The 25,293-nt window shown below is 66.3% G+C and carries 24 protein-coding genes and 2 tRNA genes; 15 read left to right on the top strand and 11 right to left on the bottom strand.

From position 1 onward, the window contains the following. The 6 genes from IPJ95_18100 to IPJ95_18075 all read left to right on the top strand — a co-directional run bounded on the left by IPJ95_18100 (position 1) and on the right by IPJ95_18075 (position 5,209). Complete coding sequence (locus IPJ95_18100; GenBank protein ID MBK7925515.1) at positions 1 to 891, top strand: MCE family protein; 891 nt, start codon at positions 1 to 3, stop codon at positions 889 to 891. Between the two features lie 102 nt (positions 892 to 993). Then, positions 994 to 1,614 (top strand): HD domain-containing protein, encoded by a 621-nt coding sequence (locus tag IPJ95_18095; protein MBK7925514.1) that lies wholly within the window; start codon positions 994 to 996, stop codon positions 1,612 to 1,614. Positions 1,615 to 1,711: 97 nt separating this feature from the next. After that, positions 1,712 to 2,650, top strand: a complete 939-nt coding sequence (rnz, locus tag IPJ95_18090; GenBank protein ID MBK7925513.1) for a ribonuclease Z — start codon at positions 1,712 to 1,714, stop codon at positions 2,648 to 2,650. Positions 2,651 to 2,751: 101 nt separating this feature from the next. Beyond that, complete coding sequence (locus IPJ95_18085; GenBank protein ID MBK7925512.1) at positions 2,752 to 3,243, top strand: DUF2238 domain-containing protein; 492 nt, start codon at positions 2,752 to 2,754, stop codon at positions 3,241 to 3,243. 4 nt (positions 3,244 to 3,247) lie between these two features. Further along, a complete protein-coding gene (locus IPJ95_18080) occupies positions 3,248 to 4,615 on the top strand; it encodes a DUF3943 domain-containing protein (GenBank protein ID MBK7925511.1) in 1,368 nt (455 codons plus the stop codon). Between the two features lie 186 nt (positions 4,616 to 4,801). Further along, positions 4,802 to 5,209 carry an autotransporter domain-containing protein gene (locus IPJ95_18075; protein ID MBK7925510.1) on the top strand — a complete coding sequence of 136 codons (408 nt, stop codon included), beginning with the start codon at positions 4,802 to 4,804 and terminating at the stop codon, positions 5,207 to 5,209. 39 nt (positions 5,210 to 5,248) lie between these two features. Here the strand turns inward: IPJ95_18075 and IPJ95_18070 are convergent, their stop codons facing one another. The 8 genes from IPJ95_18070 to IPJ95_18035 all read right to left on the bottom strand — a co-directional run bounded on the left by IPJ95_18070 (position 5,249) and on the right by IPJ95_18035 (position 11,849). Next, entirely contained in the window at positions 5,249 to 6,331 is a 1,083-nt protein-coding gene (locus IPJ95_18070) for a deoxyribodipyrimidine photolyase (GenBank protein ID MBK7925509.1), read from the bottom strand. After that, on the bottom strand, positions 6,226 to 7,293 hold the full coding sequence (locus IPJ95_18065) for a cobalamin B12-binding domain-containing protein (protein ID MBK7925508.1): 1,068 nt from the start codon (positions 7,291 to 7,293) through the stop codon (positions 6,226 to 6,228). Before IPJ95_18065 ends, IPJ95_18070 begins: the two co-directional genes overlap by 106 nt. After that, entirely contained in the window at positions 7,191 to 7,766 is a 576-nt protein-coding gene (locus tag IPJ95_18060) for a MerR family transcriptional regulator (protein ID MBK7925507.1), read from the bottom strand. Before IPJ95_18060 ends, IPJ95_18065 begins: the two co-directional genes overlap by 103 nt. A gap of 77 nt (positions 7,767 to 7,843) precedes the next feature. After that, entirely contained in the window at positions 7,844 to 8,659 is an 816-nt protein-coding gene (locus tag IPJ95_18055; protein MBK7925506.1) for a hypothetical protein, read from the bottom strand. Between the two features lie 127 nt (positions 8,660 to 8,786). After that, positions 8,787 to 8,859 (bottom strand) — tRNA-Ala (locus IPJ95_18050). Between the two features lie 288 nt (positions 8,860 to 9,147). Next, positions 9,148 to 9,792: a hypothetical protein gene (locus IPJ95_18045; protein MBK7925505.1), complete on the bottom strand. Its 645-nt coding sequence runs from the start codon at positions 9,790 to 9,792 to the stop codon at positions 9,148 to 9,150. Positions 9,793 to 9,957: 165 nt separating this feature from the next. Beyond that, positions 9,958 to 10,134: a hypothetical protein gene (locus IPJ95_18040; protein ID MBK7925504.1), complete on the bottom strand. Its 177-nt coding sequence runs from the start codon at positions 10,132 to 10,134 to the stop codon at positions 9,958 to 9,960. Further along, the gene (locus IPJ95_18035) at positions 10,131 to 11,849 is read right to left on the bottom strand and encodes a hypothetical protein (GenBank protein MBK7925503.1); all 1,719 of its coding nucleotides are present in this window, start codon (positions 11,847 to 11,849) and stop codon (positions 10,131 to 10,133) included. Before IPJ95_18035 ends, IPJ95_18040 begins: the two co-directional genes overlap by 4 nt. Before the next feature lie 1,079 nt (positions 11,850 to 12,928). Here IPJ95_18035 and IPJ95_18030 point away from each other — a divergent pair. From IPJ95_18030 to IPJ95_18020, 3 genes are all read left to right on the top strand, one after another. Continuing rightward, positions 12,929 to 13,966 carry an HD domain-containing protein gene (locus tag IPJ95_18030; GenBank protein ID MBK7925502.1) on the top strand — a complete coding sequence of 346 codons (1,038 nt, stop codon included), beginning with the start codon at positions 12,929 to 12,931 and terminating at the stop codon, positions 13,964 to 13,966. A 209-nt stretch (positions 13,967 to 14,175) separates the two neighbouring features. Continuing rightward, on the top strand, positions 14,176 to 14,406 hold the full coding sequence (locus IPJ95_18025) for a hypothetical protein (protein ID MBK7925501.1): 231 nt from the start codon (positions 14,176 to 14,178) through the stop codon (positions 14,404 to 14,406). 163 nt (positions 14,407 to 14,569) lie between these two features. Beyond that, a tRNA-Gln gene (locus IPJ95_18020) sits at positions 14,570 to 14,642 on the top strand. Between the two features lie 188 nt (positions 14,643 to 14,830). Here the strand turns inward: IPJ95_18020 and IPJ95_18015 are convergent. From IPJ95_18015 to IPJ95_18005, 3 genes are all read right to left on the bottom strand, one after another. Further along, positions 14,831 to 15,244, bottom strand: a complete 414-nt coding sequence (locus IPJ95_18015) for a site-specific integrase (protein MBK7925500.1) — start codon at positions 15,242 to 15,244, stop codon at positions 14,831 to 14,833. 61 nt (positions 15,245 to 15,305) lie between these two features. Continuing rightward, positions 15,306 to 15,695, bottom strand: a complete 390-nt coding sequence (locus tag IPJ95_18010) for a hypothetical protein (protein ID MBK7925499.1) — start codon at positions 15,693 to 15,695, stop codon at positions 15,306 to 15,308. A 116-nt stretch (positions 15,696 to 15,811) separates the two neighbouring features. Beyond that, positions 15,812 to 16,174 carry a hypothetical protein gene (locus IPJ95_18005; protein MBK7925498.1) on the bottom strand — a complete coding sequence of 121 codons (363 nt, stop codon included), beginning with the start codon at positions 16,172 to 16,174 and terminating at the stop codon, positions 15,812 to 15,814. Positions 16,175 to 16,611: 437 nt separating this feature from the next. On the opposite strand from IPJ95_18005, the gene IPJ95_18000 reads away from it, so the two are divergent. Genes IPJ95_18000 through IPJ95_17975 form a run of 6 tightly spaced genes read left to right on the top strand, consistent with a single transcriptional unit; the run spans position 16,612 to position 25,268 of the window. Further along, on the top strand, positions 16,612 to 18,117 hold the full coding sequence (locus IPJ95_18000) for an ATP-binding protein (GenBank protein MBK7925497.1): 1,506 nt from the start codon (positions 16,612 to 16,614) through the stop codon (positions 18,115 to 18,117). Beyond that, a complete protein-coding gene (locus tag IPJ95_17995; protein ID MBK7925496.1) occupies positions 18,117 to 20,927 on the top strand; it encodes a Z1 domain-containing protein in 2,811 nt (936 codons plus the stop codon). The genes IPJ95_18000 and IPJ95_17995 overlap by 1 nt, the downstream gene beginning before the upstream one ends. A gap of 59 nt (positions 20,928 to 20,986) precedes the next feature. Then, on the top strand, positions 20,987 to 21,910 hold the full coding sequence (locus IPJ95_17990) for a PD-(D/E)XK motif protein (GenBank protein ID MBK7925495.1): 924 nt from the start codon (positions 20,987 to 20,989) through the stop codon (positions 21,908 to 21,910). Positions 21,911 to 21,912: 2 nt separating this feature from the next. Further along, entirely contained in the window at positions 21,913 to 23,955 is a 2,043-nt protein-coding gene (locus IPJ95_17985; GenBank protein ID MBK7925494.1) for an AIPR family protein, read from the top strand. Between the two features lie 51 nt (positions 23,956 to 24,006). Next, the gene (gene dcm, locus IPJ95_17980) at positions 24,007 to 25,026 is read left to right on the top strand and encodes a DNA (cytosine-5-)-methyltransferase (GenBank protein MBK7925493.1); all 1,020 of its coding nucleotides are present in this window, start codon (positions 24,007 to 24,009) and stop codon (positions 25,024 to 25,026) included. Continuing rightward, positions 24,933 to 25,268 (top strand): DNA cytosine methyltransferase, encoded by a 336-nt coding sequence (locus IPJ95_17975; GenBank protein MBK7925492.1) that lies wholly within the window; start codon positions 24,933 to 24,935, stop codon positions 25,266 to 25,268. Before dcm ends, IPJ95_17975 begins: the two co-directional genes overlap by 94 nt. The last annotated feature ends 25 nt before the right edge of the window (positions 25,269 to 25,293 follow it).

Genomic DNA, 25,293 nt, shown 5'->3' with positions numbered 1-25,293 from the left:
ATGGACCTGCACTACCAGAAGGAAATCGCGGTCGGCACCCTGGTGCTCACGGGTGTGGCCCTGTTCGTCGGCGGCACCATGTGGCTCAAGGGCACGAGCTTCCGGCCCACCGCGCGCACCGCCGAGGTGGCGTTCACCGAGATCGGCACCCTGCAGAAGGACAACGAGGTGGCGGTCTCCGGCTACGCGGTGGGCAAGGTGACCGCGGTGAACTTCGTCGGCCCCGGGCGGATCCTGGTGACCATCACCCTCCCGCCCGAGCTCGACCTCCACGCCGACGCCTCGGCCAGCCTGCTCACCAGCCTCTTCGCCAGCGGCACCCGGCTGGCGCTCGATCCCGGCACCCCCGGCGCCGGCCCGCTGCCGCCCGGCCAGCCCATCCGCGGCACCACCGCCTCCGACCTCTTCGCCCGGGGCGCGCTGCTCGCCGACCGCGCCGATTCGGTGCTCATCGGGGTGCAGGCGCTCGCCAACCAGCGCACCGCCGATGAGCTGGTGGCCACCCTCAAGGCCATGCAGCGCACCCTGAACACCCTGAGCCAGCGGCTCCCCGCCACCACCGACGAGGCCGACGCCACCCTGCGCTCCATGCGCCGGCTGGCCGAGCGGCTCGACAGCACCATCGCCGTCCTGCCGGTGGGCAACGCCATCGAGCGCGCCGACACCCTGGCGCGGAACCTCTCGACCATGTCCATCCAGCTCACCGCCACCGGCGCCCGGCTCGACACCCTGCTGCAGAAGGCCAACAGCGGCGAGGGGACCATCGGCAAGTTCGTGGCCGATACCGGGCTCTACAGCGACAGCCGCGCCGCCCTGCAGTCGCTCAAGACCCTGATCGACGAGCTCAACAAGCACCCCGGCAAGCTGACGGTGCAGGTCAAGCTGTTCTAGACGGGAAGCGGGAAACGGGAAGCGGGAAGGGGCGCGCTCCCCTGTTCCCGTTTCCCGCTTCCCGCTTCCCGGCCCCCAACCTCCGGTCACCCCCGAGGCCGCTTGCCCGAACACGGCGCCACCCCCACCCTCACCCCCAAGTTCAACGAGGCGCTGCTCTACGCCGGGGAGCTGCACGGCCGGCAGCGGCGGAAGGGGAGCGGCATCCCCTTCCTGGCCCACCTGCTGGGGGTGGCGGCCATCGTCCTCGAGGACGGCGGCGACGAGGAGGAGGGGATCGGCGCCCTGCTGCACGACGCCGTCGAGGACCACCCCCGCCGCGGCGCCACCGAGCGCGAGATCCTCGAACGCTTCGGCCCCCGGGTGCACCGCATCGTGATGGGCTGCACCGAACCCGACCCCCACGCCCTGGACCACGGCATCAAGGGGCCCTGGGAGGACCGCAAGCGACGCTACATCGAGCACCTCCGCACCGCCGCCGACGCCTCGGTGCTCCGGGTGGCCACCGCCGACAAGCTCTACAACGCCCGCTCCATCATCAACGACATGCGCATCGTCGGCGAGGAGGTCTGGAGCCGCTTCTCCGTCCCCCGCGAGCAGACCCTCTGGTACTACAAGACCGTCACCGAGGCCCTCCGCGCCGCCCCCGCCAGCCCCGGCCGCCTGGTCCGCGAACTCGGCGGCATCGTCGCCGCCCTGGAGCGCGGGGTGCAGCGGATGTAAACCACGGGGAAACGGGAAGGGGGAAGCGGGAAGCGGAGTCGTCGCGGCGTCCGCTTCCCGTTTCCCGTTTCCCGCTTCCCGCTTTACCTTGTGTCCCATGTTGAAGCTCACCTTCCTCGGCACCGGCGCCGCCTGCCCCACCATCGACCGCAACGTCTCCGCCCTCGCGCTCGCCCGCGAGGGGGAGACCCTGCTGTTCGACTGCGGCGAGGGCACCCAGCGCCAGATGATGCGCTACGGCGTGAGCTTCACCTTCCGCGACATCTTCTTCACCCACTGGCACTCCGACCACCTCCTCGGCGTCATCGGCCTGCTGCGCACCCTCGGGCTGCTCAACATCTTCGGGGGCGCCGAACGGCAGGACGGGCTCACCCTCTACGGCCCCAAGGGCGCCCGGCGGGTGCTCAACCACGCCCTCGAGGTGGGGATCGAGCGGGTCAAGTTCCCGGTCGAGATCGTGGAGCTGGCGGTGGGCGACATCATCAAGCGTCCCGACTACGACATCGTCACCTTTCCCACCGAGCACCGCGCCGACACCATCGGCTACGCCCTGGTGGAGCACATCCGGCTGGGCCGCTTCAACCCGGAGCTGGCCCGCGCGCTCGGCATCCCCGAGGGGCCGCTCTGGGGCAAGATCCACAAGGGCGAGACCATCACCCTCCCCGACGGCCGCCGCGTGGCGCCGGAGGAGCTGGTGGGCCGCCCCCGCGCCGGCCGCAAGGTGGTGATCTCCGGCGACACCCGCCCGGTGCCCGCGCTCCGCGACGCCGCCAAGGGCGCCGACCTCCTGGTGCACGAGGCCACCTTCAGCCAGGAGGACGCCGCCCGCGCCCGCGAGACCGGCCACTCCACCGCGCAGGAGGCCGCCGCGATCGCCCGCGACGCGGAGGTGAAGCGCCTGGTGCTGACCCACATCAGCCCGCGCTACTCCCGCGAGGCCCCCGAGCTCGTGGCCGAGGCCCGCGCGGTGTTCCCCAACACCCAGATCGCCCGGGACGGGATGGAGATCGAGGTGCCGTTCGAGAGCGAGGAGTAGTGCGGGCCGCCCTCCTGGCCCTCGTCCTCGGCGTCCTCGCCTGGTCCGGCCTCGCGCCCCATGATCGCTTCACCTGGTTCCTCGAGGTGGCCCCGGTGCTCATGGGGCTCCCCCTGGTGCTCCTTACTGCGCGCCGCTTCCCGCTCACCCCGCTGGCGTACACGCTGCTGGCGCTGCACGCCTGCATCCTGATGGTGGGCGGGAAGTACACCTACGCCGAGGTGCCGCTGGGATTCTGGGTGCGCGATGCGCTGGGCTGGACCCGCAACCACTACGACCGGCTGGGCCACCTGGCGCAGGGCTTCATCCCGGCCCTCGTGGCGCGCGAAGTCATGCTCCGCACCTCCCCCCTCCGGCCGGGGAAGTGGCTCTTCTTCCTGGTGCTCTGCGTCGCGCTCGCGCTCTCCGCCACCTACGAGCTGATCGAGTGGTGGACCGCCGCCGGCACCGGCGAGGCCGCCGACGCCTTCCTCGGCACCCAGGGCGACGTCTGGGACACCCAGTGGGACATGATGCTCGCCGGCATCGGCGCCATCCTCTCCCAGCTGCTGCTCAGCCGCTGGCACGACCGCCAGCTCCGCGCCCTCCCCTGATGCGCTGGGCGCCACTCGCCCCTGGGCCTCACCCTGCTGGCGCCGTCCGTGGCCGCCGCGCAGGACTCCGTCCCGCCGCCCTCGCCGCCCGGCAGCGGCCTGGCTCGCCGTCGCCGAGGCCATCGGCGTCAACGTCTTCGTCAACCGGTTCGACGCCTGGGCCACCGACCAGGCCTGGGCCCGCGTCTCGCCCTCCAGCTGGCGCCGCAACCTCCGCCTCGGCTGGGAGTGGGACGAGAACGAGTTCGGCACCAACCTCTTTGCCCATCCCTACCACGGCGGCCTCTACTTCAATGCGGGGCGCGCGAACGGGCTCGACTTCTGGGAGTCCGCCCCGCTCGCCTTCCTGGGGTCGTGGAGCTGGGAGTACCTCGGCGAGCGGTTCCGCCCCTCGCTCAACGACTTCTTCATGACGAGCCTCGGCGGCATCGCCCTCGGCGAGAGCTTCCACCGGGTGGGCGCGAGCATCCGCGACAACCAGGCCCGGGGCGGCGGCCGGATCCTCCGCGAGATCGCCGCGCTGCCGCTCGACCCGATGGGCGGCCTCAACCGGCTGGTCCGCGGGGGAGTGGACGGCCATCGGCCCCAACCCGCCCGAGCACGACCCCTCCGGCTTCGCCCTCCGGCTGGCGGGCGGGGTGCAGGTCACCCAGGACACCTTCAGCACCGACCGCGACATCGAGTCGGCCACCCTGGTGGCCGACCTCCTCTACCGCGACCCGATCACCCAGCCCTACCAGGCCCCCTTCGACGTCTTCGGGGTCCGGGCCCAGGTGAGCGCCCACGGCGCCCTGCACCTGCTGCGCGCCTCCGGCCGCCTCTACGGCGCCAACCTCAACGGCACCACCCGCCGCCACCGCCACCTCTTCGCGGTGAACCAGCGCTTCGACTACGCCCGGAACCCCGCCCAGGAGTTCGGCGGGCAGAGCGTCGAGGCGGGGATCTACTCCCGCTGGCGCCTCTCGGAGCACTCCGGCCTCCGCACCCAGCTCTTCGTCGATGCCATCGTCCTCGGCGCCATGGACGCCACCGTGGCCGGCACGGGGCTCCGGGGCTACGACTTCGGCCCCGGGCTGGGGTGCGCACCGAAGTGGCGTTCGAGCGGAAGGGCGTCACCTGGCTCCGGTCGTGGGCCCGCTCCGAGGTCATCCACTCGGTGAGCGGCGCCCCGGCCGACCACGAGGCGAGCTTCGGCGGCTTCGAGGCGGTGGTGCCGCTCCCCTATCGCTTCGGCGTGGGGCTCCACACCGGCTACTTCCGCCGGGTGAGCCGCTACCCCGGCAAGGTCAGGGAGAAGCGCGACTTCACCGAGGCACGCCTGTTCATCAGCTGGGCCGCGGTGGGCAGCAACGCCCTGGTGGGCGCGCCATGAGCGCGGCGCGGGGAGTGCTCCTCCTGCTGGCGCTGGCCGCGGCACCCTCGCGGCGCAGCGGCCGCACCGCGGCGGGTTCTGGTTCGAGGTCGGCGGCGGCCCCGCCACCGCGCGCGTGGCCTGCGCCGGCTGCGCCGAGGTGACCACGGCCACCGGCTCGGGCGGCTACCTGCGGATCGGGGGACGGTGTCGGATGGGGTGCTGCTCGGGCTCGAGAGCTTCAGCTTCTCCGACGAGAGCTTCGGCTTCCGCAGCGATCCCGACCGGCGGGTCACGGCCGAAACCACCAGCCTCGGCGTCATCGGCCTCTGGTACCCGTGGCGGGCGGGCTTCTTCCTGAAGGGCGGGGTGGGGATCGCGGGCGGGGACTTCACCGTGAAGCCCGACAGCGGCCAGCGGCGCACGGTGAAGGGCACCGGGGTGGGGATGACCTTCGGGGTGGGCTACGACCTCAATCTCTCACGCCGCTTTGCGATCACTACCACCGGCGCCGCCTACGTCGCCGCCATCGGCGACCTGGTGCTGCCCACCGTGACCGTCGACGACGCCATCGCCTCCATGTACCACCTGACCATCGGCCTCACGATCCGGTAACCCACCCTTTTCCCTTTTCCCGTTTCCCCCTCTCCCTCCTCACGAATACCGCCCGACGTACCTCCCCACATCGAACTTGTCCTTCGCCGCCTTGAGGCTCTGGTAGCGCACCAGCCCGTAGATGGGGCGGGGGTAGAAGGGCCGGTCGAACTTCCCGAAGATCCACAGGATCCCGCCGTAGGAGTTCGGGTCGCGGCCGTCGAGGGCGTACTTGTTGTTGAGGTGCTCCAGCACCCGCAGGCACTCCGCCGCGTTGGCCGTCCACTGCAGCACCGTCTTGCCCCACAGCATCCGCATGTAGTTGTGCATGAACCCCTCGGTCAGGTACGAGCGCTGCGCCGCGTTCCACAGCGGCTCGGCGGTGCGCGCCTGTTCCATCTCCTCCATGCCGTAGAGGTGCGGTCGCGGGTCGGCCTCGTGGTCGGAGAGCTGCTGCCGGGCCCAGCCGGGGATCGCCTCGACGGTGCGGTGCTTCGGGTTCCAGTGGCAGAAGTTGTGCGCCAGCTCCCGCCACACCAGCGCCTCGTCGAGGAACTTGGCCACCTGGTCGCCCGGGCCGGTGCGCTGCACCGCCAGCAGGATCTCATGGATGGAGAGGTTGCCGAAGTGCAGCCACGGCGAGAGCCGGCTCACCGCGTCGGGCTGGTTGGGGTCGTTGCGGTCCTCGGTGTAGCGGGGCAGGCCGGTCTTGAGGAAGTCCGCCAGCCGCGCCCGCCCCGCCCGCGTCCCCCCCCGGAAGGTGGTCGACGGTGGCACCCCGTGGTCCACGTCGCACCCCGCCACCACCTCGGCGATGCTCCGGCCGGTCCCCGCTTCCCGCTGCCCGCTTCCCGTGTCCCGGATCACCGTCGGCTCGAACTCGAGCGACACCCGTGTACGCACCCGCGGCTCCGGATTCGCCACCGGCCACAGGTAGTGCGGCAGCGCCTCCATCAGCACCGGCCGGATCCCGCGCGCGGTGGAGTGCTCCTTCTGGTGATAGCGCAGCGGCACCACCGTGCACGAATCCACCGCGATCACCGGCGTCTCCACCTTCTCCCGGAGCCCCCGGAGCTGCCGCGGCACGATGAAGGTGGGGAAGTAGTCGGTAACCACCAGGGCGGCGCGACGCGCCAGGGCCACCAAAGGCGTCGGGGAATCGGGACGCGGGAATCGGGAACCGGAGGTGGAGCGGGCAGTTCCGCTTCCCGCTTCCCGCTTCCCGCTTCCCGTGGTTCTGCGCCCCGCCGGCCACTCCGTGTACTCCCCCCGCGCCCGGTCCAGCCAGAACGCGTACTGGATCCCCTTCGCCTCGAAGTCGGCGTAGAGGCCGGCCACCAACTCGAGGATCCAGGTGTGGAGGCGGTCGCTGGCCCAGGGTAGTCGTGCCGGAGGCCGTGGTACACCAGCACCGGCAGTCCCAGCTCGTCGGCGCGCGCGATGGCGTAGTTGAGGGCGAAGTTGTCGTGCGCCCGCATGGTCGTCTGCATCCAGTACAACACGAATTCCCCGCCGGCGCGCGGGCGCGCAGCGGCGGGGGCGTGGAGCCGGAGATCGTCGTCGGGTGCTGCGGTCACGTGCCTGCCAGGTTGAATTCCCGCCGGCTCAACATCCCTCTTCCCTCTTGCCTCTTCCCTCTTCCCGCTTCCCGCTTCCCGCTTCCCTCTAGATCGGCCTGAGATGCGTCCCCGCGCCTTGAGCTCCTGCAGCCGGAGCCGCAGGCTCGCGAGGTCGGGCAGCGCCTCCACCCGGCGCGGATTGAGCACCGACACATATCCCGCCGCGGCGGCGCCGCCCAGGAAGAGGTGGCAGGTGGGGGGCAGGGCGCGCTCCAGGTCCACCAGCTCGCGCGCCAGCACCATGTCGTCGGCGGGATGCACCAGCGAGCGCCCCACTGCCTGGGCGCCGGTGGCGCGGGCGGCGTGGACGATGTCGTCCACCGGCAGGTCGGCGCCCAGGTAGGTGAGCCGCCAGCCCAGCACCGCGGCGGTCACCGCCACCATCAGGGCGCCGAGTTCGTGAGGCTGGCGGCTCGGCGTGGCCACCAGCAGGTGGGGGCGCTCGGCGGGGCCGGCGCTGAAGTCGGTGAGCAGCCCGGCGAGCACGCGGTGCACCGCGGCGGAGGCCAGGTGCTCGTGGGCGGGGTCAGGTCGGCGGCGTGCCACCGCTCGCCGATCTCGGCCAGCATCGGGCTGACGATCAGGTCGAGCCCGCGGTGCACGCCGAGGCTGGTGATCGCCCGGCGCAGCGTGGCCTCGACGCCGGGACCGTCCAGCCGTTCCACCAGCTCCAGCGCGTCGGTGAGCAGCTGCTCCGCCTCCGGCGCCGCGGTGGGCGCGGAGTGGCGCGGCGCCTGCTGGTCGGCGCGGATCAGGTCCTGCAGCTGGTCGTTGGGGAGGCTCGCGATCTGGCCGATGTTCCGCCCCGCCTGGGTGGCGAGGTTGAGCAGCCGCAGCCGCTCGATGTCGGCGTCGGAGTACAGCCGCTGCCCGCCGGCCGACCGCGCCGGCTCCACCACGCCGTACCGCCGCTCCCACACCCGCAGCACGTGCGGCGTCAGCCCGGTCCGCTCACTCACCAGCCGGACCGGGTGTCTCGAGCCCGTCGATTTTGGGGGATTCATGGGTGTCAACTTGCAGCCCCGTCGAACATCCGTCAATACAAAAATATCGACGAATATTCGACGTTTGGCAGATGTTGACGGTCGTTGTTCAACGATACTTCGACATTATCGCCCGATTTTCCGGCACTCCTGCCCGCTCCCGCCGTGGCCCGGCCCTCGTCCGGGCCGCGGCGGGCGCGGTCAGCCGCAGACCGACGCGGTCCAGTTGCTCCCGTTGAGGTGCCGCTGGCGCCGCTGGCGCCGAAGGTCCCCGTGCCGGAGTAGCCGTTGGCGTCGTACTGCAGGCCGTTGCCGTTGGTCGTGCCCTCGACGGCGGTGCCGAAGTTGCTGTAGCCCCGCATCACCCCGCTCGAGACCACGAACACGAAGCGCTGGAGCCCGCTGCCCACGTCCCACTGCCCGCAGTAGGCGGTGCCGGCGCCGCCCTTGAGCGCGGTCCAGATGCCCGACGTCCCGGCGGTGTAGTCGATGCTCCCGCCGATCTGGTTGAGCGGGACGAAGTAGCCGCCGGTGATGGTGGCGAAGTTGCTGCTCAGGTCCAGGGTGTTGAGGCTCTCGTCCCAGGTGCCGCTGAAGCTGGCCGATCCGCCGTTGCCCCAGCCGACCAGGTTGCCGGTGGCCGGCACCTGGGCCACCAGCGAGGCCTCGGTGATCCCGCGGGTGCCGCTGACGCTGAAGCTGGTGGTATGGACGGTGAACGTGATGACCCCGATCGAGGAACCGTCCAGGTCGGCGTAGGCGCCCTTGAAGGTGGTGCGGCCGTTGCTCGACCCGCCCGAGCTGCCGCAGGCGATGGAGCCGACGATGGGAAGGGCGAGGCCAAGGAGGATCGGGACCAGCTTGCGCATGGGGCACCTGTCCGGAGAGGGTGGGCCGGCCGGCGTGACGCCCCTGAACGGAGGGATCCCCCCGATCCTCTCACCCCCCCCACGACAAAGGCCCGGATCCTTGCGGACCCGGGCCTGGTCGATGCCATGGAGCTGAGGGGGATCGAACCCCTGACCTCTGCAGTGCGATTGCAGCGCTCTCCCAGCTGAGCTACAGCCCCGTTTGGGGAGGGTTAAAGTACCCAGCCGCAGGGGCTTGGTCAACTTTGAGCCCAGCGGAAGGGCTCCCTCCCGCGTGACGGGAAACGGGAAGCGGGAAAAGGGAAACGGGGAAGGGGACCTCCCGCCCCCCAACGGCTGTCATTCCGAGGGCCCGCAGGGCCCGAGGAATCCCTGCGGGTCCGGCGCGGACCTGAAGGGATTCCTCGCTGCGCTCGGAATGACAGGTGGTAGCTTCGTGCCGCCTATTGGAAACTCGGCCGCCCCGGCTCCATCCCGCAGCGCGTCCCTCATCCACCACCGCGTCCGTCGCGTCCCACACGAACGTCACCGTGCTCGGCACCGTGAGCGGGTTGGCCAGCTGGATCACCTGCCCGTGCGAGAACCCCGCCCCGAACGCCGCGGTGGTGTCGGTCGCGAAGAAGATCCACGGCCGGTCGTTGCTCGGCGTGCTGTCGGTGCCGGTGGCCACGATCGAGTCCTGGTTGATGTCCAGCCACTGCTCGTTCGACTCCGGGCCGGTACACGTCGATGGTGTAGTCCACCCCGGTCTGGCAGGAGAGGCTGTCGGTGTCGCTGCGGAAGCCGATCACGTCGGAGAGCTTGATCGCCACGCACGGGTAGCTCCCCGAATCCACCTGCGCCTGGAACAGCGTCGGGGACTGGGTGAAGTCCTTCACCTGTCCGTTCACGCCGTAGTCCTGCACCTCCACCGCGCCGGTGCAGTCGGCGTTGGGCGAGAGCGCCAGCTTGTACATCGAGATGCTCATCGAGGCCGGCGCGCCCACCGGGGTGGAGATGGCCTGGAGCGGCCCTGACAGCCCCGCCGAGCCGAGGATGGTGAGCATGCTGGCATTGCCGCCGCCGCCATCGGTGGACGAGGCGCAGCCGAGCGCCAGGGCAAGGGTCGCGAGCAGCGTGGGACGGGTACGCATGGGCCGGGTCTCCAGAGGTGGGGCGGCTGAGTCGGACGTATCTGTCCTCCTATCGGCGCCGGACCTCCCGGAGTTGAGCGGAATCGCGACAGTCCAGATTCCCGTTTCCCGCTTCCCGCTTCCCCCTTCCCGTTTCCCTTTTCCCGCTTCCCGTCCTCCCCCCCCCTAGTTCACCGTGATCACCTGCACCCGCGTGTTGTTGCCCAGGTTCGGGTCCGGCTGATTGGCGCTGATGGTGTAGCTGGTGCTGTAGCTGCCCGCGGCCAGCGCCGCGAGCGTCACCGTGAAGTCGGTGCGGGCGCCGCTCGCCAGGCTCGGCAGCTGGCAGCTGGTTCCGGTCACGAGGTCGTAGCTGCAGCCCAGGTGCCGCTGCTGCCGGTGTAGGTGAAGCCGGCGCTCACCGGGATGGTGAAGGTGGACCCCACGGAGCTGTTGGGCCCGAGGTTCTCGTTCTGGAGCGTGACGGTGAAGCGGGCGCCGACGGCCACCACCGGCGGCGCGCTGAAAACGTGGAGCTCGAGGTTGGTGCTGGCGTCGTTGTCCGTGATCGACACCGTGACGGCGCCCGGCTTGGCCGCGGCGTAGGCCGGGTCGGTCGAGGTCACGGTGTGGGTCATCGACGCGGTGTGCGGCGAGGCCTCGAGCATGGTATCGTCGACCGCGGTCACGGACACGGGGCGAGGGAGGGCCCAGGTGAGGAGCCCGAAGACCTGCGCCCCCGGCGCGACGACCTGGCCGCCGCCGGAGGAGGGCGTGACGGTCACCGTGGCGCCGGGCAGCGGGGCGCTGCGGAGGCAGAGGGCGTAGCTCGCCGTGGTGCCGCCCTCCAGCACGCTGACCTGCCCCGGCGCGAGCGAGATGGCCTGGGTCGGATCGTGGCCCACGAGCTGGAGCACCCCGGCGGGGTTGTGCACCCGCCACCCGCGCGTGGGGGCGGGGGCGAGCCCGGTGATGGTCGCAAAGGCGCCGCGGCTGGCGCCACCGGAGCCGTCACTGATGAGCGGCAGCACCTGCCCACAGCCGCCGCCGAGGAACGGGAGTCGCTCGCGGATCGAGAGGGTGCCGCCGTAGGTGATCGCCCGCTGCACGTCCAGGCTGTCGTGGGCCCCGGTGGCGAGGCCCTGCAGGTCGAACCCGAGCGTGCTCGTGGCGTCGAGCGTGAGCGCGTCCGCCCTGAGAGTCCCGATCCCCGGGCTGGCGGGGGAGCTCCAGGTGCCGCCGGGCTCGATGGTGGAGGCGACGGCGGTGACGGTGCCAACGTTGCCCATCCCCCGGAGGGTGCTGTGGTCGAGGATCAGTGGCCCCCATTGGTAGCTCCCCCGCTCCGCGTTGTACTCCACCGACTCGAGCGTGAGGCTGCCCTCCACATCGAGCCAGCTCCGGTTGCGTAGGAGCATGGTGCCGGCCACGGTCACGTCGCTGATGATCTGCACCCTTCCGCTGTTGTTCACCAGGCTGTCCATCGAGAGCCTGCCCTGGTACACCTGGAAGTCGTCGGCGTTCAGGAGGCCGGGCCCGGTGACCTCCACGGTGTCGGGGCCGCCGGCGATGGCGTGAGCGCCGATGCTGAGCCTGCCGAGGTTGGTCATCGGCCCGGACTGGAGGTTGCGGAGCACGGTCACGGCCCGCGCCGTGGAAGGCGGTGGCGCGCCGGCCACGTCCAGCCAGACCCCCGGCCCGATGTCGCCGGTGACGTGCGGCGCGGCGTAGGTCTGGATGGCGCCCTGGAGCGCGGTGTTGGTCAGGCGGAGGTTGATCTCCTTCACCACGAACGAGTGGTGGCCCGGCTCCAGGATCCCGCCGCTCCAGACGAAGCTCATCGGTCTGGCTGGCAGGATGGTGGTGGCGCCGCTCACCGAGATCAGGCTGCCGACGGCGCTGCCGCCCTCCATCCAGGCCTCGCCACCGTTCTGGACCACGAGGTCGAAGTGGCAGGCGCTGAGGGTGCCGCTGTTGCGGAAGCCGATGGCGCCGGCGGTGGTGATGACGGGGTACGGAATCACCGCAGGGCTGCCGGAGTTGACGGAGAGGACGCCCCGGTTGACCAGGGAATCCACGAAGAACGGGGTCGCGGCGGCGGCCCCGGTGCGCAGGGTACCGCTGACCTCGATGTAGCCTGCGCTGACGGTGAGGCTGGAGTCGAGGGCCAGGGGTGGCGCCGCTGCGCACGTCGATGCCGCTGGTGGCCATCCACATCTGCCCTGGGCTGCCGAGGTAGCGGAGCGTGGGGAAGGCGCCGCTCCCGCCGACGATCACCGCCTGGACGACGGGGGCGCTGGTGACCGAAACGGTGTAGACGCCGGGCGCGTCAATGCAGGCCACGTCTACGGCGCCGGGCACTCCGATGGGGTTCCAGTTGACGCCCAGGCCCCAGATGCCGTTGACCGGGTTCTTCCAGTGCTTGGTGCAGGCCGGGAACGCGGCCACCGCCGGGGTGACACCGGGCGCGCGGGCGGGAAGCGCCGCCGGCTCGGCCAGCGGCTCCTGGCAGGCCAGGACCAGGGCGAGGAGCGGGAGGATGCAGCCACGGACCGACATACGGGCCTCCGACAGGGGGGGGATCGGGTCTTGTCGGAATGGCGCCAGGAGGCGCGAAAGCTGGACAGCGGTGGGGAAGCGGTCCTCCCGCCTACCCCTCTGTTCCCGCTTCCCGCTTCCCGCTTCCCCCCCTTCCCGCAGCTCCCGGCCCGCCTCTTGCCGAAATACCCGGCATGTCCCCGCTTTTCAACGACTTGGCCCCCGTCGCCCGGCCCAATCCCGGCATTCCGCCAGACCGGGAGCCGGCCGAGGTGCGTCTGTCGGAGGTGGTGTCCGCCCTCTCCTTTGCCCTGGACATCACCGAGGGCCAGCCGGCGGGGCACGCCGTCCGCACCTGCGTCATCGGCATGCGGCTGGCCGACCAGCTGGCCCCTCACCGCCGCCGAGCGCTCCGACCTCTTCTACGCCCTGCTCCTCAAGGACCTGGGCTGTTCCAGCAACGCCGCCCGGCTCGCCCGGATCTTCCAGGCCGATGACCTGGCCCTGAAGCGCGCCCACAAGGTCACCGACTGGACCCAGGGCGGCGACGCCGCCCGCTACGCCTTCGAGCACGCCCTGCAGGGGCGGCGCCCATCCGCTGCGGCGGGCCTGGCACACCGTGCTGATCGGGCTCACCGAGAAGGGCAGCGGGCGGGAGATGACCGAGACCCGCTGCGAGCGGGGCGCCGACATCGCCGGGCTGCTGGGCCTCACCCCCGCCACCCAGGATGCCATCCGCGCCCTCGACGAGCACTGGGATGGCGCCGGGCTCCCCTACAGCCGGAGCGGCGACGCCATCCCCCTGCTGGGCCGCATCGCCGGCCTGGCGCAGACGGTGGAGGTCTTCGCCAGCGGCTTCGGGGTGGAGGCGGCCTTCGAGGTGGCGCGGGCCCGGCGGGGCGGGTGGTTCGACCCGGCGCTGGTCGACGCGCTCTGCGCGCTCGAGTCCGACCACGCCTTCTGGAGCACGCTGCTCGCCACCGACCAGCTGGAGCACGTCTCCGACCTCGAGCCGCGCGACCGGGTGCTCCTGGCCGACGAGTCGCGGCTCGACCAGGTGGCCGAGGCCTTTGCGCGGGTGATCGACGCCAAGAGTCCCTACACCGCGCGCCACTCGGCGGGCGTGGCCGCCATCGCCGTCGCCATCGGCCGCGGGATGGGGTGCGGGCCGGCCGACCTGGTCACCCTGCGCCGCGCCGGCCTGCTGCACGACATCGGCAAGCTCGGCATCAGCAACCTCATCCTCGACAAGCCGGGCCGGCTCACCGACCCGGAGATGGCGGAGATGCGGAAGCACCCCCGCTATTCGCTCGAGATCCTGGTGCGGGTGCGGCGCTTCGCCGAGTTCGCCGAGCTGGCGGCGGCACACCACGAGCGGCTCGACGGGCAGGGCTATCACCTGGGACTCGGCGGCGCGCAGCTGGGCCCCCTGGCCCGGGTGCTGGCGGTGGCGGATGTCTGCGAGGCCCTGAGCGCCGAGCGGCCCTACCGGAAGGCGCTGCCGCAGGACGAGGTCCTGGCCATCATGCGGAAGATGGTGGGGACGGGGCTGTGCCTGGTGGCGTTCGAGACCCTGACGGGCCTGGAGACGTGGCCTGGTGGGGTGAGGTGGGGAAGGGGGAAACGGGAAGAGGGGAAACGGGAAACACTAGGGTAAGAGGGGAAGGGGAACGACACCCGCCCGGCGTCCGCTTCCCGCTTCCCGCTTCCCGCCCTAGATTGAAGACCACATAGCGACTGGGCCCCGGCCCTGTCCCCTTGGCGGCTGGCGGATTTGCGCCAGCAGTTGAAGGCGCGTCTCGGAACCCCTGCGGGGGCCCGGCCGCGCCTTTCGTGCGTTTGGGACCCTCACCCCTGGAGGCATAGATGAAACCCCTCGCGATCCTCGGCCTGCTGCTGGCGCTGGCTGGCGGCTACCTGCTGGCCAATGGCGGCAACTTTGCCATCCGGAAGGACGTCGTGAAGATCGGCGACGTGAAGATCACGGCGCCGGAGGAGCACTCCCTGCCCACCTGGGCCTCGGCGGCGCTGCTGCTGGGCGGGCTCGGGCTGATGGGGGTCGGGCTGCGGGGCGGGGGCCGCGGGCGGATGATCTAGCGCGGCGGGAAGGGGGGCGGGGAGCACCGGTTGGGTGGTTGTGGCAGTTGGGGGCTTCCCGTCTCCCGTTTCCCGTCTCCCGCGTCCCGCTTCCCGTCCCCCCCCGGGGGGGGGGCAGGGCTACCGCAACCCGGCCCCCGTGGGTAGTTTATCCCCCTCCTGATGCCCCTTGGTGTAACTGGCAACACGCCTGACTCTGGATCAGGAGAGTCCTGGTTCGAGCCCAGGAGGGGCAACTGAAGGCGCCGCATCGGCTTAGCCGACGCGGCGCTGCTTCGTTTCTCAGGCCTCGTTGTGTGTGATTTTGCCGGGACTCACACCATGTCACACGGTGTTGTGACCTTGGTTCAGAGCTAAGTCCCTGACAATCAACGACAATCTGCTGAACGACTGAGGAGAGTTGTCGGACTCTCCTGATCCCGCGTCATGACATCAGCGCGGGCGCCGAACGCAGCGTGGCCTTCGCGGGCTTCTCGAAGTCCACCACCTCCCGCATCGTCTCTTCGTCCGGCTGCTGGTAGCAGGTCATCAAGGTCTGGATGTCCCGCCATCCACCGGCAGCTGCCACATCCTTCGGCGGAAGGTGTTTCCGTTCGGTCGCCCAGACCCGGCGGAACACATGCCAGAGACTGCCGTCTGAGCGTCCGATCATTGCGAGCTGGTAGGCCCGCTTGAGCCAGTAGGCCGCGAGATGCCGGGTCACCGGCTTGCCCGGATGACGATCCTGCCTTGGGTGCGGAAAGAGCAGGCTCGCGCCGATCGCGCGCTGACTGAGCCTGAACCGCTGCAACTCCTTCCACGCCTTCTTCGGGATGGGGATCACCCAGGTCTTCCGCATCTTGTCGGTCTCGGCCCGCGCCGGCTGGCCGCGGCCGCTCGCGGCCGGCCAGCCAAGTCCTTTAGGGCCAGCGAATGGTGTTCTTCTCGAAATCGATGTCGTCCCAGCGAAGCCCGAGAATGGCGCTCAGCCGTCGCCCGGTGGCCTGGGCCAGGAGGATGATGGTCTCGAGGAACGGGTGTACCTCATCGGCGACATCCCGCAGAGCCTGCGCGGTCTGTCGGTCGATCACAGGCCGTTTGGGGTCCTTCTCCCGGGGGAGCTTGAGCTTCTCCATCGGGTTACGCGGCATGAGTGGCTGGCCGTCATCATCGTGAACGCTGCAGGCGAAGTTGAGCGCCGCCTTGAGCAGCCCTAGCCCACTCTCGATTGCGCCGGCTTTGACTGTCCGGCCAGAAATGAGACACTGGTTGCGCTCCGGGCGGTGTCCGAGAAGCTTGTCCTCATTCATAATCCTTGGTTTTCAAAGAGCCGTCTGCGTGGTACTTCCCGTCGGTAACGAACCGCCGGAACACCTCGCTCAGGGTGAGCTCGGGGTCACGGGCGCCGACAGGGCCCGCCATGCGCTTACGAGTGGCCATTGGGGCCTCCCTTGCAGGCGGGTTCGTGCTCGTCCGTGGCCTCAGTATGCCGCCCGGCGGGGCGGCGGGGAAGGTCCCCGCGGCGGAACAGGAGCCGGCCACGGTGCCCGGCCGGGCGCCGATCGGGGAGGACGCCCTGGCGGACCAGGCGGGCCAGGTGATCCGGGTGGTACCCAGACTCCTCAGCGGCCTGCCGGAGGCCCAGGATCTCATCCTGGTCCCCGAAGAAGGCGTCCTGGGCATCCTTGAGGACCGCGTCGAGGAGTGCGACGGGATCGACGCGCTGGTTGTAGCGGCCGAGCTGCTCCTGCTCGGCCCGCCACTTGGCGAGAAAGTCATTGATACGCACGACAAAACCCCGGAGGGCGAGTCCGATACTGGTGCTGCGGACTTTCCGCTGAGGGTTATTCCGGGGGAACAGCGCAGCGGTGGCGCAAAGAAAGGCCTGACGATCTCACAGGTGTTCGGAAAAGTCAACCGGTGTCAGGCAGGGTGGAGGGATTCGGGGACTTGGGGGGACTAAGGGGAGATAGGGGTTAGGGGGAGGTTGACGTTTGCTAATTGGAGGGAACATTTCATCGGCCCAACCTGCTAACCAACCGGACTTCCCGCCGGACTTCCCGCCGGACTTTCGCGGGACCTCCGCTGGACTTCCCTCTGGAAACTCCCACAGGACTCCACCGCGTAGAAGTCCGGGGAGAGATTCAGCGGCCGGTTCACTCATGGTCGACCCACGCTCCATTCTCAACGGGTATTTCTGTACTTCATCGCAAGCAAGGAGCTGGGATGGAACCCGTAGCCGGTGAACATGCGGTCCCCCATGCGGCGCCTTTCCTCGAGTCGATGCGAGGGGTTGGGTACTCATTGGAGAGTTCGATCGCAGATCTGATTGATAACAGTATTTCAGCGGGCTCACGAAATGTCTGGCTGGACTTTCGCTGGGCGGGGTCCACCTCCATTGCAATCATTGCCGATGATGGTTGTGGCATGTCAGAGGCTGGCTTGGTCGAAGCCATGCGGCCGGGAACCGAAGGGCCCCTTGCTATTCGCGGAGCGCGCGACCTCGGCCGGTTTGGCTTGGGCTTGAAGACGGCTTCCTTGTCTCAGTGCCGCCAGTTCACAGTAGCAACAAAGCGGCAAGGCGAGGATGCAGTGTCGGTGCGCTCATGGGATCTGGATTTCGTGGCGACCGTGAAAGACTGGATTCTCAGGCGTGATGTTTCGCCGGCATCGGAGGAATCCGTCAAACTGCTCGCGCCTATGGCTAGTGGCACCGTGATTACTTGGGAGCGCATGGACCGAGTGGTCGGATACGAGCAAGACAACAACCGGCAAGCGGAGGAGCACTACCTGCGACGTGTTGAATCCGTTCGCAACCACCTGGCCATGGTCTTCCACCGCTACTTGGAGGACACATCAGAAGGGGTGAGAGTCTACCTGAATGGCCATGAGGAGCGACACCGGATCCGGCCTTGGAATCCCTTCCTGGTCAGCAAGTCTGAGTCTACACCCGTGGAGAGGATACCCTGCCACGGCACCCACGTGTATCTGCAGGGGCACGTATTGCCACACAGGGATAGACTGTCTGACAAGGAGTACGATCTTGGCGGTGGACCAGCCGGCTGGAATGCACAACAAGGCTTCTATGTCTACCGCAACAGGCGAATGCTGGTGTCTGGGGGCTGGTTGGGTCTCGGCGAATCCCGTCCGTGGACACAAGAGGAGTACTACAAGCTTGCACGAATCTCGGTCGACTTTACCAACGACCTAGACTCGCAATGGCATATCGACATCAAGAAGTCGGTGGCGTTTCCTCCGCGGGCTATTCGGGACCGCATGATCCAACTTGCCAGAGAGGTGCGCGAAACGTCTCGACGAATCTACGCTCATCGAGGGGCGGGCCCAGACCATCAGGGAGGGGCCGAAGACATTCGCATCTGGGCGGTCCGCGAGACCGGGGCCGGCCCTAGATACAGGGTCAACAGGAATCATCCACTCCTCGTTGAGCTATTTGGTTCTCAGGAGGCTCGGTCGCTGTCCGAACAGGTTCTGAAACTGATTGAGATGAGCGTACCCATCCAGCGGATCTGGCTGGACGCCGCTGAGTCGGGTGACAAGCCCGTTTCGGAGCAGGATCTCCTTCCGGTCTCAGAGGTTCTACCGATCGCCCTCAAACTGGTTGCGGCGTTAACGGATTCCGCAGGGATGAGCCAGGACGCCGCCAGGCGGACTGTCTTGGCAACAGAGCCCTTCGCTTCATACCCGGCACTCACTGAACTTCTGAGGACGTAATGGATCGCCAACAAGCCTTGGAAATTGGCCAGATCATGCTAGCGGGACGGAAGGCTTCCGGCCAAGTGGTGACGCCAGAGGTCATCCGCGAAGTGGTCAGTGATGTGGCGGTCGTCGCACCGATTGCCAAGTTCGAGGGCGACCGCATCTGGCTGACCGAGGAGCTGGAACGGCGCTTCAAGGTCTTTGTCGGCAAGGGGATCATCCTAGAGGACCGGTCGGACCATGTTGAATGGCTGTCCGTTCGAAGCAAGGAGATCTTGTGGCAGTATTGGCCGCGCTATCGGACATTCCTTGCTCGTAGCATGGCGCCGGAGTCCATAGATCGCTTGGCGGAGCTCACAGATGACATACTTGGTCGTCTTGAGGACCCGCGTCGCCCCGGTGCCTGGAGCCGCAGAGGGTTGGTAGTGGGGCACGTGCAGTCTGGGAAGACCGCGAACTACGTTGGCCTCACCTGCAAGGCCGCAGACGCTGGCTACAAGCTAGTTGTTGTCTTGGCAGGGATCCACAATAGCCTCCGCGCTCAAACCCAGATGCGCCTGGAGGAGGGGTTTGTCGGGTACGGACAGGAAGGTAATCCGCTTCTCGGTGGGCCAAAGATGGCAGTCGGCGTCGGCTTGCTTGACCCCTCGCTGGTTGCCAACGCGGCAACTAGCCGGGCGAACAATGGAGACTTTAACGCGGCGGTCGCCAGCAACTGGGGTATCCACCCGGACCCTGGCACCCGGCCCCTTCTCTTCGTGGTAAAGAAGAACGCTCGGGTGCTCAAGCATGTGGTCGACTGGGTCCAGGCTTACGCATCCGAGGAGGTGTCCACCGGCCGGAAGTATGTGCGGGATGTACCGCTTCTCCTGATCGATGACGAAGCGGATCAGGCCTCAATTGATACCAATCCTCTCCTGTCCGATCCCAAAGGGTTCCCCGATCCGGATCATGAGCCAACTAGGATCAACAGCCTCATCCGCAAACTCCTGTACGCATTTGAGAAGAGCGGGTACGTCGGATATACCGCGACTCCGTTCGCAAACATTTTCATTCACCCCCAAGCTCCGACTAAGGACGAAGGTGAGGATCTCTTCCCTCGGAGTTTCATCGTAAACCTGCCGGCTCCTTCGAACTACTTTGGGCCGACGAAGTTGTTCGGGAAGCATGAGCTGGATGCGATCGCCGATATCCCAGGAGAGCCGCCTAGTCTGATACGTTTCGTCGAAGACTACCAGGACGCCAGAGGCACCGGCTGGATGCCAGACAGACACAAGTCAGACCATGAGCCCATGTTCGAGGGACGCTCTGAGCTGCCTTCCAGCTTGCGGATTGCCATCAAGGCCTTTGTGCTCGCTTGTGCGGCTCGCTTTGCTCGCGGCCAGGAACTCCAGCACAAGACAATGCTCGTACACGTTACTCGGTTCACGGCCGTGCAGTCGCGAGTATTCGAGCAGGTGCGATCTGAGCTTGAGAGCTTGCGGCGTCGGTGGACCTTGGCCTCCGCCCAGACTGAAAGTGAGATGCGTGCCGTGTGGGAGGCCGAGTTTGTTCCGACCTCCCTGACTCAACAGGCAATCGGTCCGACTCAGTCGCAATGGGAAGACGTTCGCTCACGGATCGGTGAGGTCCTCTCGCTGATCGAGATCCGGATGATCAACAACACGTCGAGGGATGTGTTGTCTTATCTCGAGCATCGAAATACGGGCTTCCATGTCATTGCAGTCGGGGGAAACAAGCTCTCCCGCGGGCTTACGTTGGAAGGATTGACTGTCAGCTATTTCCTTCGCGCATCACGAATGTATGACACACTGATGCAGATGGGGCGATGGTTTGGGTACCGCCCAGGATACGAAGACCTTTGTCGTCTGTACATGACGAAGGAACTGAATGAGTGGTTCGAGCATATCACCGATGCGTCGGAGGAACTCAGGGAGGAGTTCGACAGGATGGTCGCCGTTGGCCAGACACCGGTTGACTATGGCCTGCGGGTCAGGGCTCATCCGGCGCTGATGGTCACGTCCGCCCTAAAGATGCGCACCGGCGAGGAATTGGAACTCTCTTTTGCCGGCGATATCCTTGAGACGGTGGCCTACCACAAGGATCGTCCTGCACTCATCGATAATGAGCGGGCTCTTGCCGGGCTCGTGTCGTCTCTCGGAAACCCGCTCCTGAACCCGAGGCGCTCCAGGCCGGAGGGAGGAGCTCAGTGGGACGGCACGCGGCTTTGGGAAGGAGTTGGGCCGACGGCAGTTCTCGCCTTCTTGAAGCAGTACCGCAGCCATGAGGCGAACCGGAAGGTGCGTACTGAGCTTATCGGATCCTACATCCAGAAGCAGGTGGCGCGGGGTGAGCTCACGGAATGGAGCGTTGCCCTGATATCGAAGGCTGGTAGTCCGGAGCCATATGCTGGCCTGAGCCTTGTCCCGATCGAACGAGGGCTCCGTGTAGGTCGCTTGGATGACATGAGTGACCGTTATCAGATTCGCAGGCTCGTAAGCCCCAGAGACGAGGCGATCGATACCGAGGTGATGGAATGGGCGGCAGCTCTGAGGTTTACCAGAGACGAATGGCAGGCAGACCCTGGTCGAGGGCAGGGCGAGGAACCACCGGACGAGCCAAGTGGCAAGCATATCCGGGCGATGCGTCCGCTGAAGCGCGGCCTCATGATACTTTACCCCCTCAGGCTTCATGATGCCTCCACTGCACTATCATCGATCGTGCTGGGACTGGCAGTGTCATTCCCGGAGAGCCCAAACGCACCGCGCGTGAGGTATCAGGTGAATGGCATCTACTACGAACAAGAGTTCGGGCCTGACGAATGAACTCCAAGGCAAGACTTGCTGAGCTAGCCGACGACACGGGGGCAACGGCGGACGGCTGGATGCAACTGCGGGTGGATGCCCCGGCCGGAATGGACCTGTTTCTCGCGGTCAGGCACCCTGATCGATGCCCTGCGTTGATTGTCGAGGTCGCAAAGGAGAGCATCCCTCGTGGCTGGAGGGTCCCGGACGTCAGAGGACTACATGCGCTCCATGGACCGGGTCAGTACAGATCTGCGCGGATCGCCGTCATTGCCACGAAAGCAAGCTTTTGGGAGCCCTTTGGGGTTGTGGCTGATGACCTGATCAGCCATGTGAATGGGGCCGAGACCCCTGCAGCTGCTCTGGCAGTGATTGCACGCCGCTTGGAAATGTGGGCTCGGTTCTTTGACAAGGCTCCCTCAGGGAGACTGGCGCGTTCGGAGCGCCTTGGGCTCCTCGGCGAGCTTTACCTGCTCGCTCAGCATCTGCTCCCCGCCTCTGGGGGGCGTGCATTGCTGGGCTGGAAGGGGCCGGAAGGTGGCCCCCATGACTTTGTCATCGGCTCTGTAGGCGTCGAGGCAAAGTGCACCACTGCCCAAGAGCCAGTGCAACTGGAGATCACGTCTGCCAGGCAACTGGATGGGCAAGCACTCGATAAGCTGTTCCTCTATGGACTTTGCCTTGTCGAGGGCCCGGCGGGCGAGCTGACATTGGCCGGGCAGGTGTCATCATTGCGGTTGATGATCAAACAGCATCACCCAGAAGCTGGAGTCCGCCTGGAGGACCTTTTGCTACAGGCGGGGTATTCCGACGATCATGCGGCGTTTTACGGTGAAGACCACTACAGCGTCAAGCAGGACGGCTTTTTCCGGGTCGTCTCAGGCTTCCCGCGGATATTGGAATCTGACCTTCAGGCGGGTATCGGCAACGTGAGGTATACGGTGGATTGGTCGGCTTGCAGGCCCTTTGTGATACCTCCGTCAACCGCTCTCCTCGGACTATAGCAATGGCAGACGAGGCCCTCGAAGGCTTTGCCCGGAATCTGCACGCGGATGTGCTCTCTCGCGCGGCGGACGGGTCCATTGACGCCGAGCACCTCACATATGGCACTTTCAAGGAAGTTGTTTTCACGCAGCTGGTTCTTGAGCAGCTCGAGGAGCAGGGAATCACCGAGGAGGCGCAGGCGCTCCATTATGAGGGCCAACCCAGGCGGCGGATTCTTCGCATAAGTGGATATTCCCTGCGTAACCTCGAAGGAGAGGATGGGGTCGGAAAGATTGACCTGTTTACCACGGTATACCTGGATTCGCCTGACCTCATCGCGGTGGACCGGGCGAGCGCGAAGGAGGCCCTGGAGCGTGCAAGGCGGTTCCTGGAGGACATGCTAGGCGGTGATTACGAGAAGCTTGATCCATCTTCGGAAGCGTACGCACTGGCGAAGTCCATTTGCGACCGGCGAACGGCCATCAAGCAGGCGAAGGTCCTTCTTCTCACGGATGGCCTGCTCAAGAGCAAGGATGTGGAGCTTGATTCCCTCCCCGGAATCGAAGTCTCATCGGAGGTATGGGATATCGAGCGGCTCCAGCGAAGCCAGGCCAACTCTTCGCACCCCGCCGAAATCGAGATAGATGTTCGACAGGAACTCGATGGGAAGGGGCTGCCGTGTCTCAAGGTTCCGGCTTCCAGTGACGATTACGAGTCATTCCTGTGCGTCATTCCGGGGGATCTCCTGTACAAGTTGTATGAGAGATTCGGCCAACGGCTGCTCGAACTGAATGTTCGCTCCTTCCTCTCCATAACCGGGAAGGTAAACAAGGGAATTCGCCAGACGATCAGGGAAAACCCGGCACACTTCTTTCCATTCAACAATGGCTTGGCCCTCACTGCCGCTGGCGTAGAGACGTCGTGGACCCCCGAGGAAGGTACGATCATTACAGGCATCCGAGGGCTCCAGATTGTGAACGGGGGACAAACGACAGCCTCCATACACCGTGCTCACAAGGTCGATGGAGCTCCGTTGGAGGCGGTACATGTCCAGGCAAAGCTCACCGTAATTCGGACCGAGGGTGATGACGACCGATTTTTCGACCTTGTCCGACAGATCTCGCTATTCGCGAATAGTCAGAACAAGGTCAATATGGCTGACCTATCCGCGAATGAACCTTTTCATGTTGAGCTGGAGCGAATTGCGCTGAGGACCTGGGCCCCAGGCGAACAGAGTCAATGGTTCTACGAGCGCGCCCGTGGTTCTTACCAGGCAATCAAGGCCAAACAAGCCACGACGCCAGCTCAGAAGAAGTCATTCGATCGCAGGTATCCGTCGAATCAGCGATTCTCGAAGACCGACCTTGCAAAGGCCTTGAATGCCTGGGCGCCGAAGCCGCATGTCGCCAGCCTTGGTGGCGAGAAGAGTTTCGTTCACTTCATGCAGGGCCTGGGTGTTAAGGCCACCGAGCCGAAGCTGTCTGTTGAATTCTTCAAGAACCTGGTCGGTCTCTTGATCCTCTATCGACGCACGGAGAAGATCGTTCGTGAGGCGGAGATTCCGTCATACAGGGCCCAGGTCGTGGCATACCTGGTCGCCTATTTGTCCTGGCGAACCAACAAGAAGATCAATCTTCTCGACGTCTGGAACCAGCAGAAGGTGCCAGACCAGCTGGCTGGGACGATAAAGGGCTGGGCCATGCCGATCTACGATGCAATTCGCCAGAGTGCCGGCGCAGGCAATCCGGGAGAATGGTGCAAGAAGGTGGCCTGTTGGGATCACATCAGCCGGATGGATCTTGTAGCCGGGAAGAGTCTCGGGGGTATGGCGCAGGAAGGATTCGAATTGGTCGACACGGAAGGTCTACGATACATCAAGCTTCTAGTTGACATGCCCCCAGGGGACTGGGAGGAGATTCTGATGTGGGCTGCGACGACCAACCAACTCACCTATACCGAGAAGGGTGTTCTCCAGACTCTGGCCGGCTATGCGCTCTCGGGATGGAGTAAGCAGCCTTCTGCCAAGCAAGCATCGATTGCGCTTCGGGCCCTCGCCAAGCGTTAGACGCTCGGCCTGGTTGCGCGGGGGACAACTTGGTGACATATTGTCACCATCATGTCCCGCCGATCAAAGTCCGAAACTAGTGACTTTCGCCAACTTCGTGTCAGCTCGGGACTTACGCAAGCCGAGCTCGCCTCTCTTTCCGGGTTCAACGTCCGGGAGGTGAAGCGATGGGAAGCGGGGGATGCGTCCCCACGCGCGGGTGTCTGGGAGTTGTTGAGAGCGCGTCTCGCAAACCAGGCCCGCGCCTCCGCGGCCGGAGACTTCACCTTCATCGATCTGTTTGCGGGAATCGGAGGCCTGCGGCTGGGCTTTGAGGCCGCAGGTGGGAAGTGCGTGTTCACTTCTGAGTGGGACACCTACAGCCAGAAGACCTACAAGGCGAACTTCGGAAACGACGAGATTCATGGCGACATAACCCAGATCGACGCCAGGGAAGTGCCTGACCACGACGTGCTCTTGGCTGGATTCCCTTGCCAGCCCTTCTCCCTCGCGGGTGTTTCGAAGAAGAATGCCCTTGGTCGCCCGCACGGATTTGCCTGCGAGACCCAAGGGACCCTGTTCTTCGACGTTGAGCGGATTATCGCCGAGAAGCAACCCAAGGCTTTCTTGCTCGAGAACGTAAAGCACCTCGTCAATCACGACGGTGGGCGCACGTTTGCTGTGATTCAACAGGTCCTGAAGGAGAAGTTGGGTTACTACGTATTTCCCAAGCTAATTGACGGACGCCAATTCGTACCCCAGCACCGTGAGCGAATCTACCTCGTCGGATTCCGCGAGGACGTCGCGTTCTCATGGGATGAAATTGCTTGGCCAGCCGGGGAGACTGGCCCACTCTGGGGTCCATTCTGCATCCCGAGAACGGTTCCGAAGCGGGTGAGGCGCCTTTCACCAACGAGAAAGGGAAGGTTGATCCGAAGTACACGCTTAGTAACAAACTATGGCAGTATCTCCAAGCCTATGCTACCAAGCAGCAAGCAATGGGCAACGGCTTTGGGTTTGGCCTGGTTGGACCTCAAGATGTCGCCAGAACCCTCTCAGCCCGCTACTACAAGGACGGCTCCGAGATTCTGATTCGGCAGAAAGGCAAGAACCCGCGTCGCCTGACGCCGCGCGAGTGTGCTCGTCTCATGGGCTTCGACCGAGGCGGGCGCCGATTCACGATCCCGGTATCTGATACTCGTGCGTACAAGCAATTCGGTAATAGTGTGGTCGTCCCTGTGGTCGAAACCATTGCCAAGGCCATGCGGCCGTATATTCTCGGGGAGAAGGATCGCGAGGAACAACTTGACCTCGCTCTCGCCATGGCCGGATAGCGGGCCGGGGCAGTGCCTTCCCACC

This window comes from Gemmatimonadota bacterium (genome assembly GCA_016713785.1).
GTDB lineage: Bacteria > Gemmatimonadota > Gemmatimonadetes > Gemmatimonadales > GWC2-71-9 > JADJOM01.
This window is presented reverse-complemented; position numbering and strand designations above follow the sequence as displayed.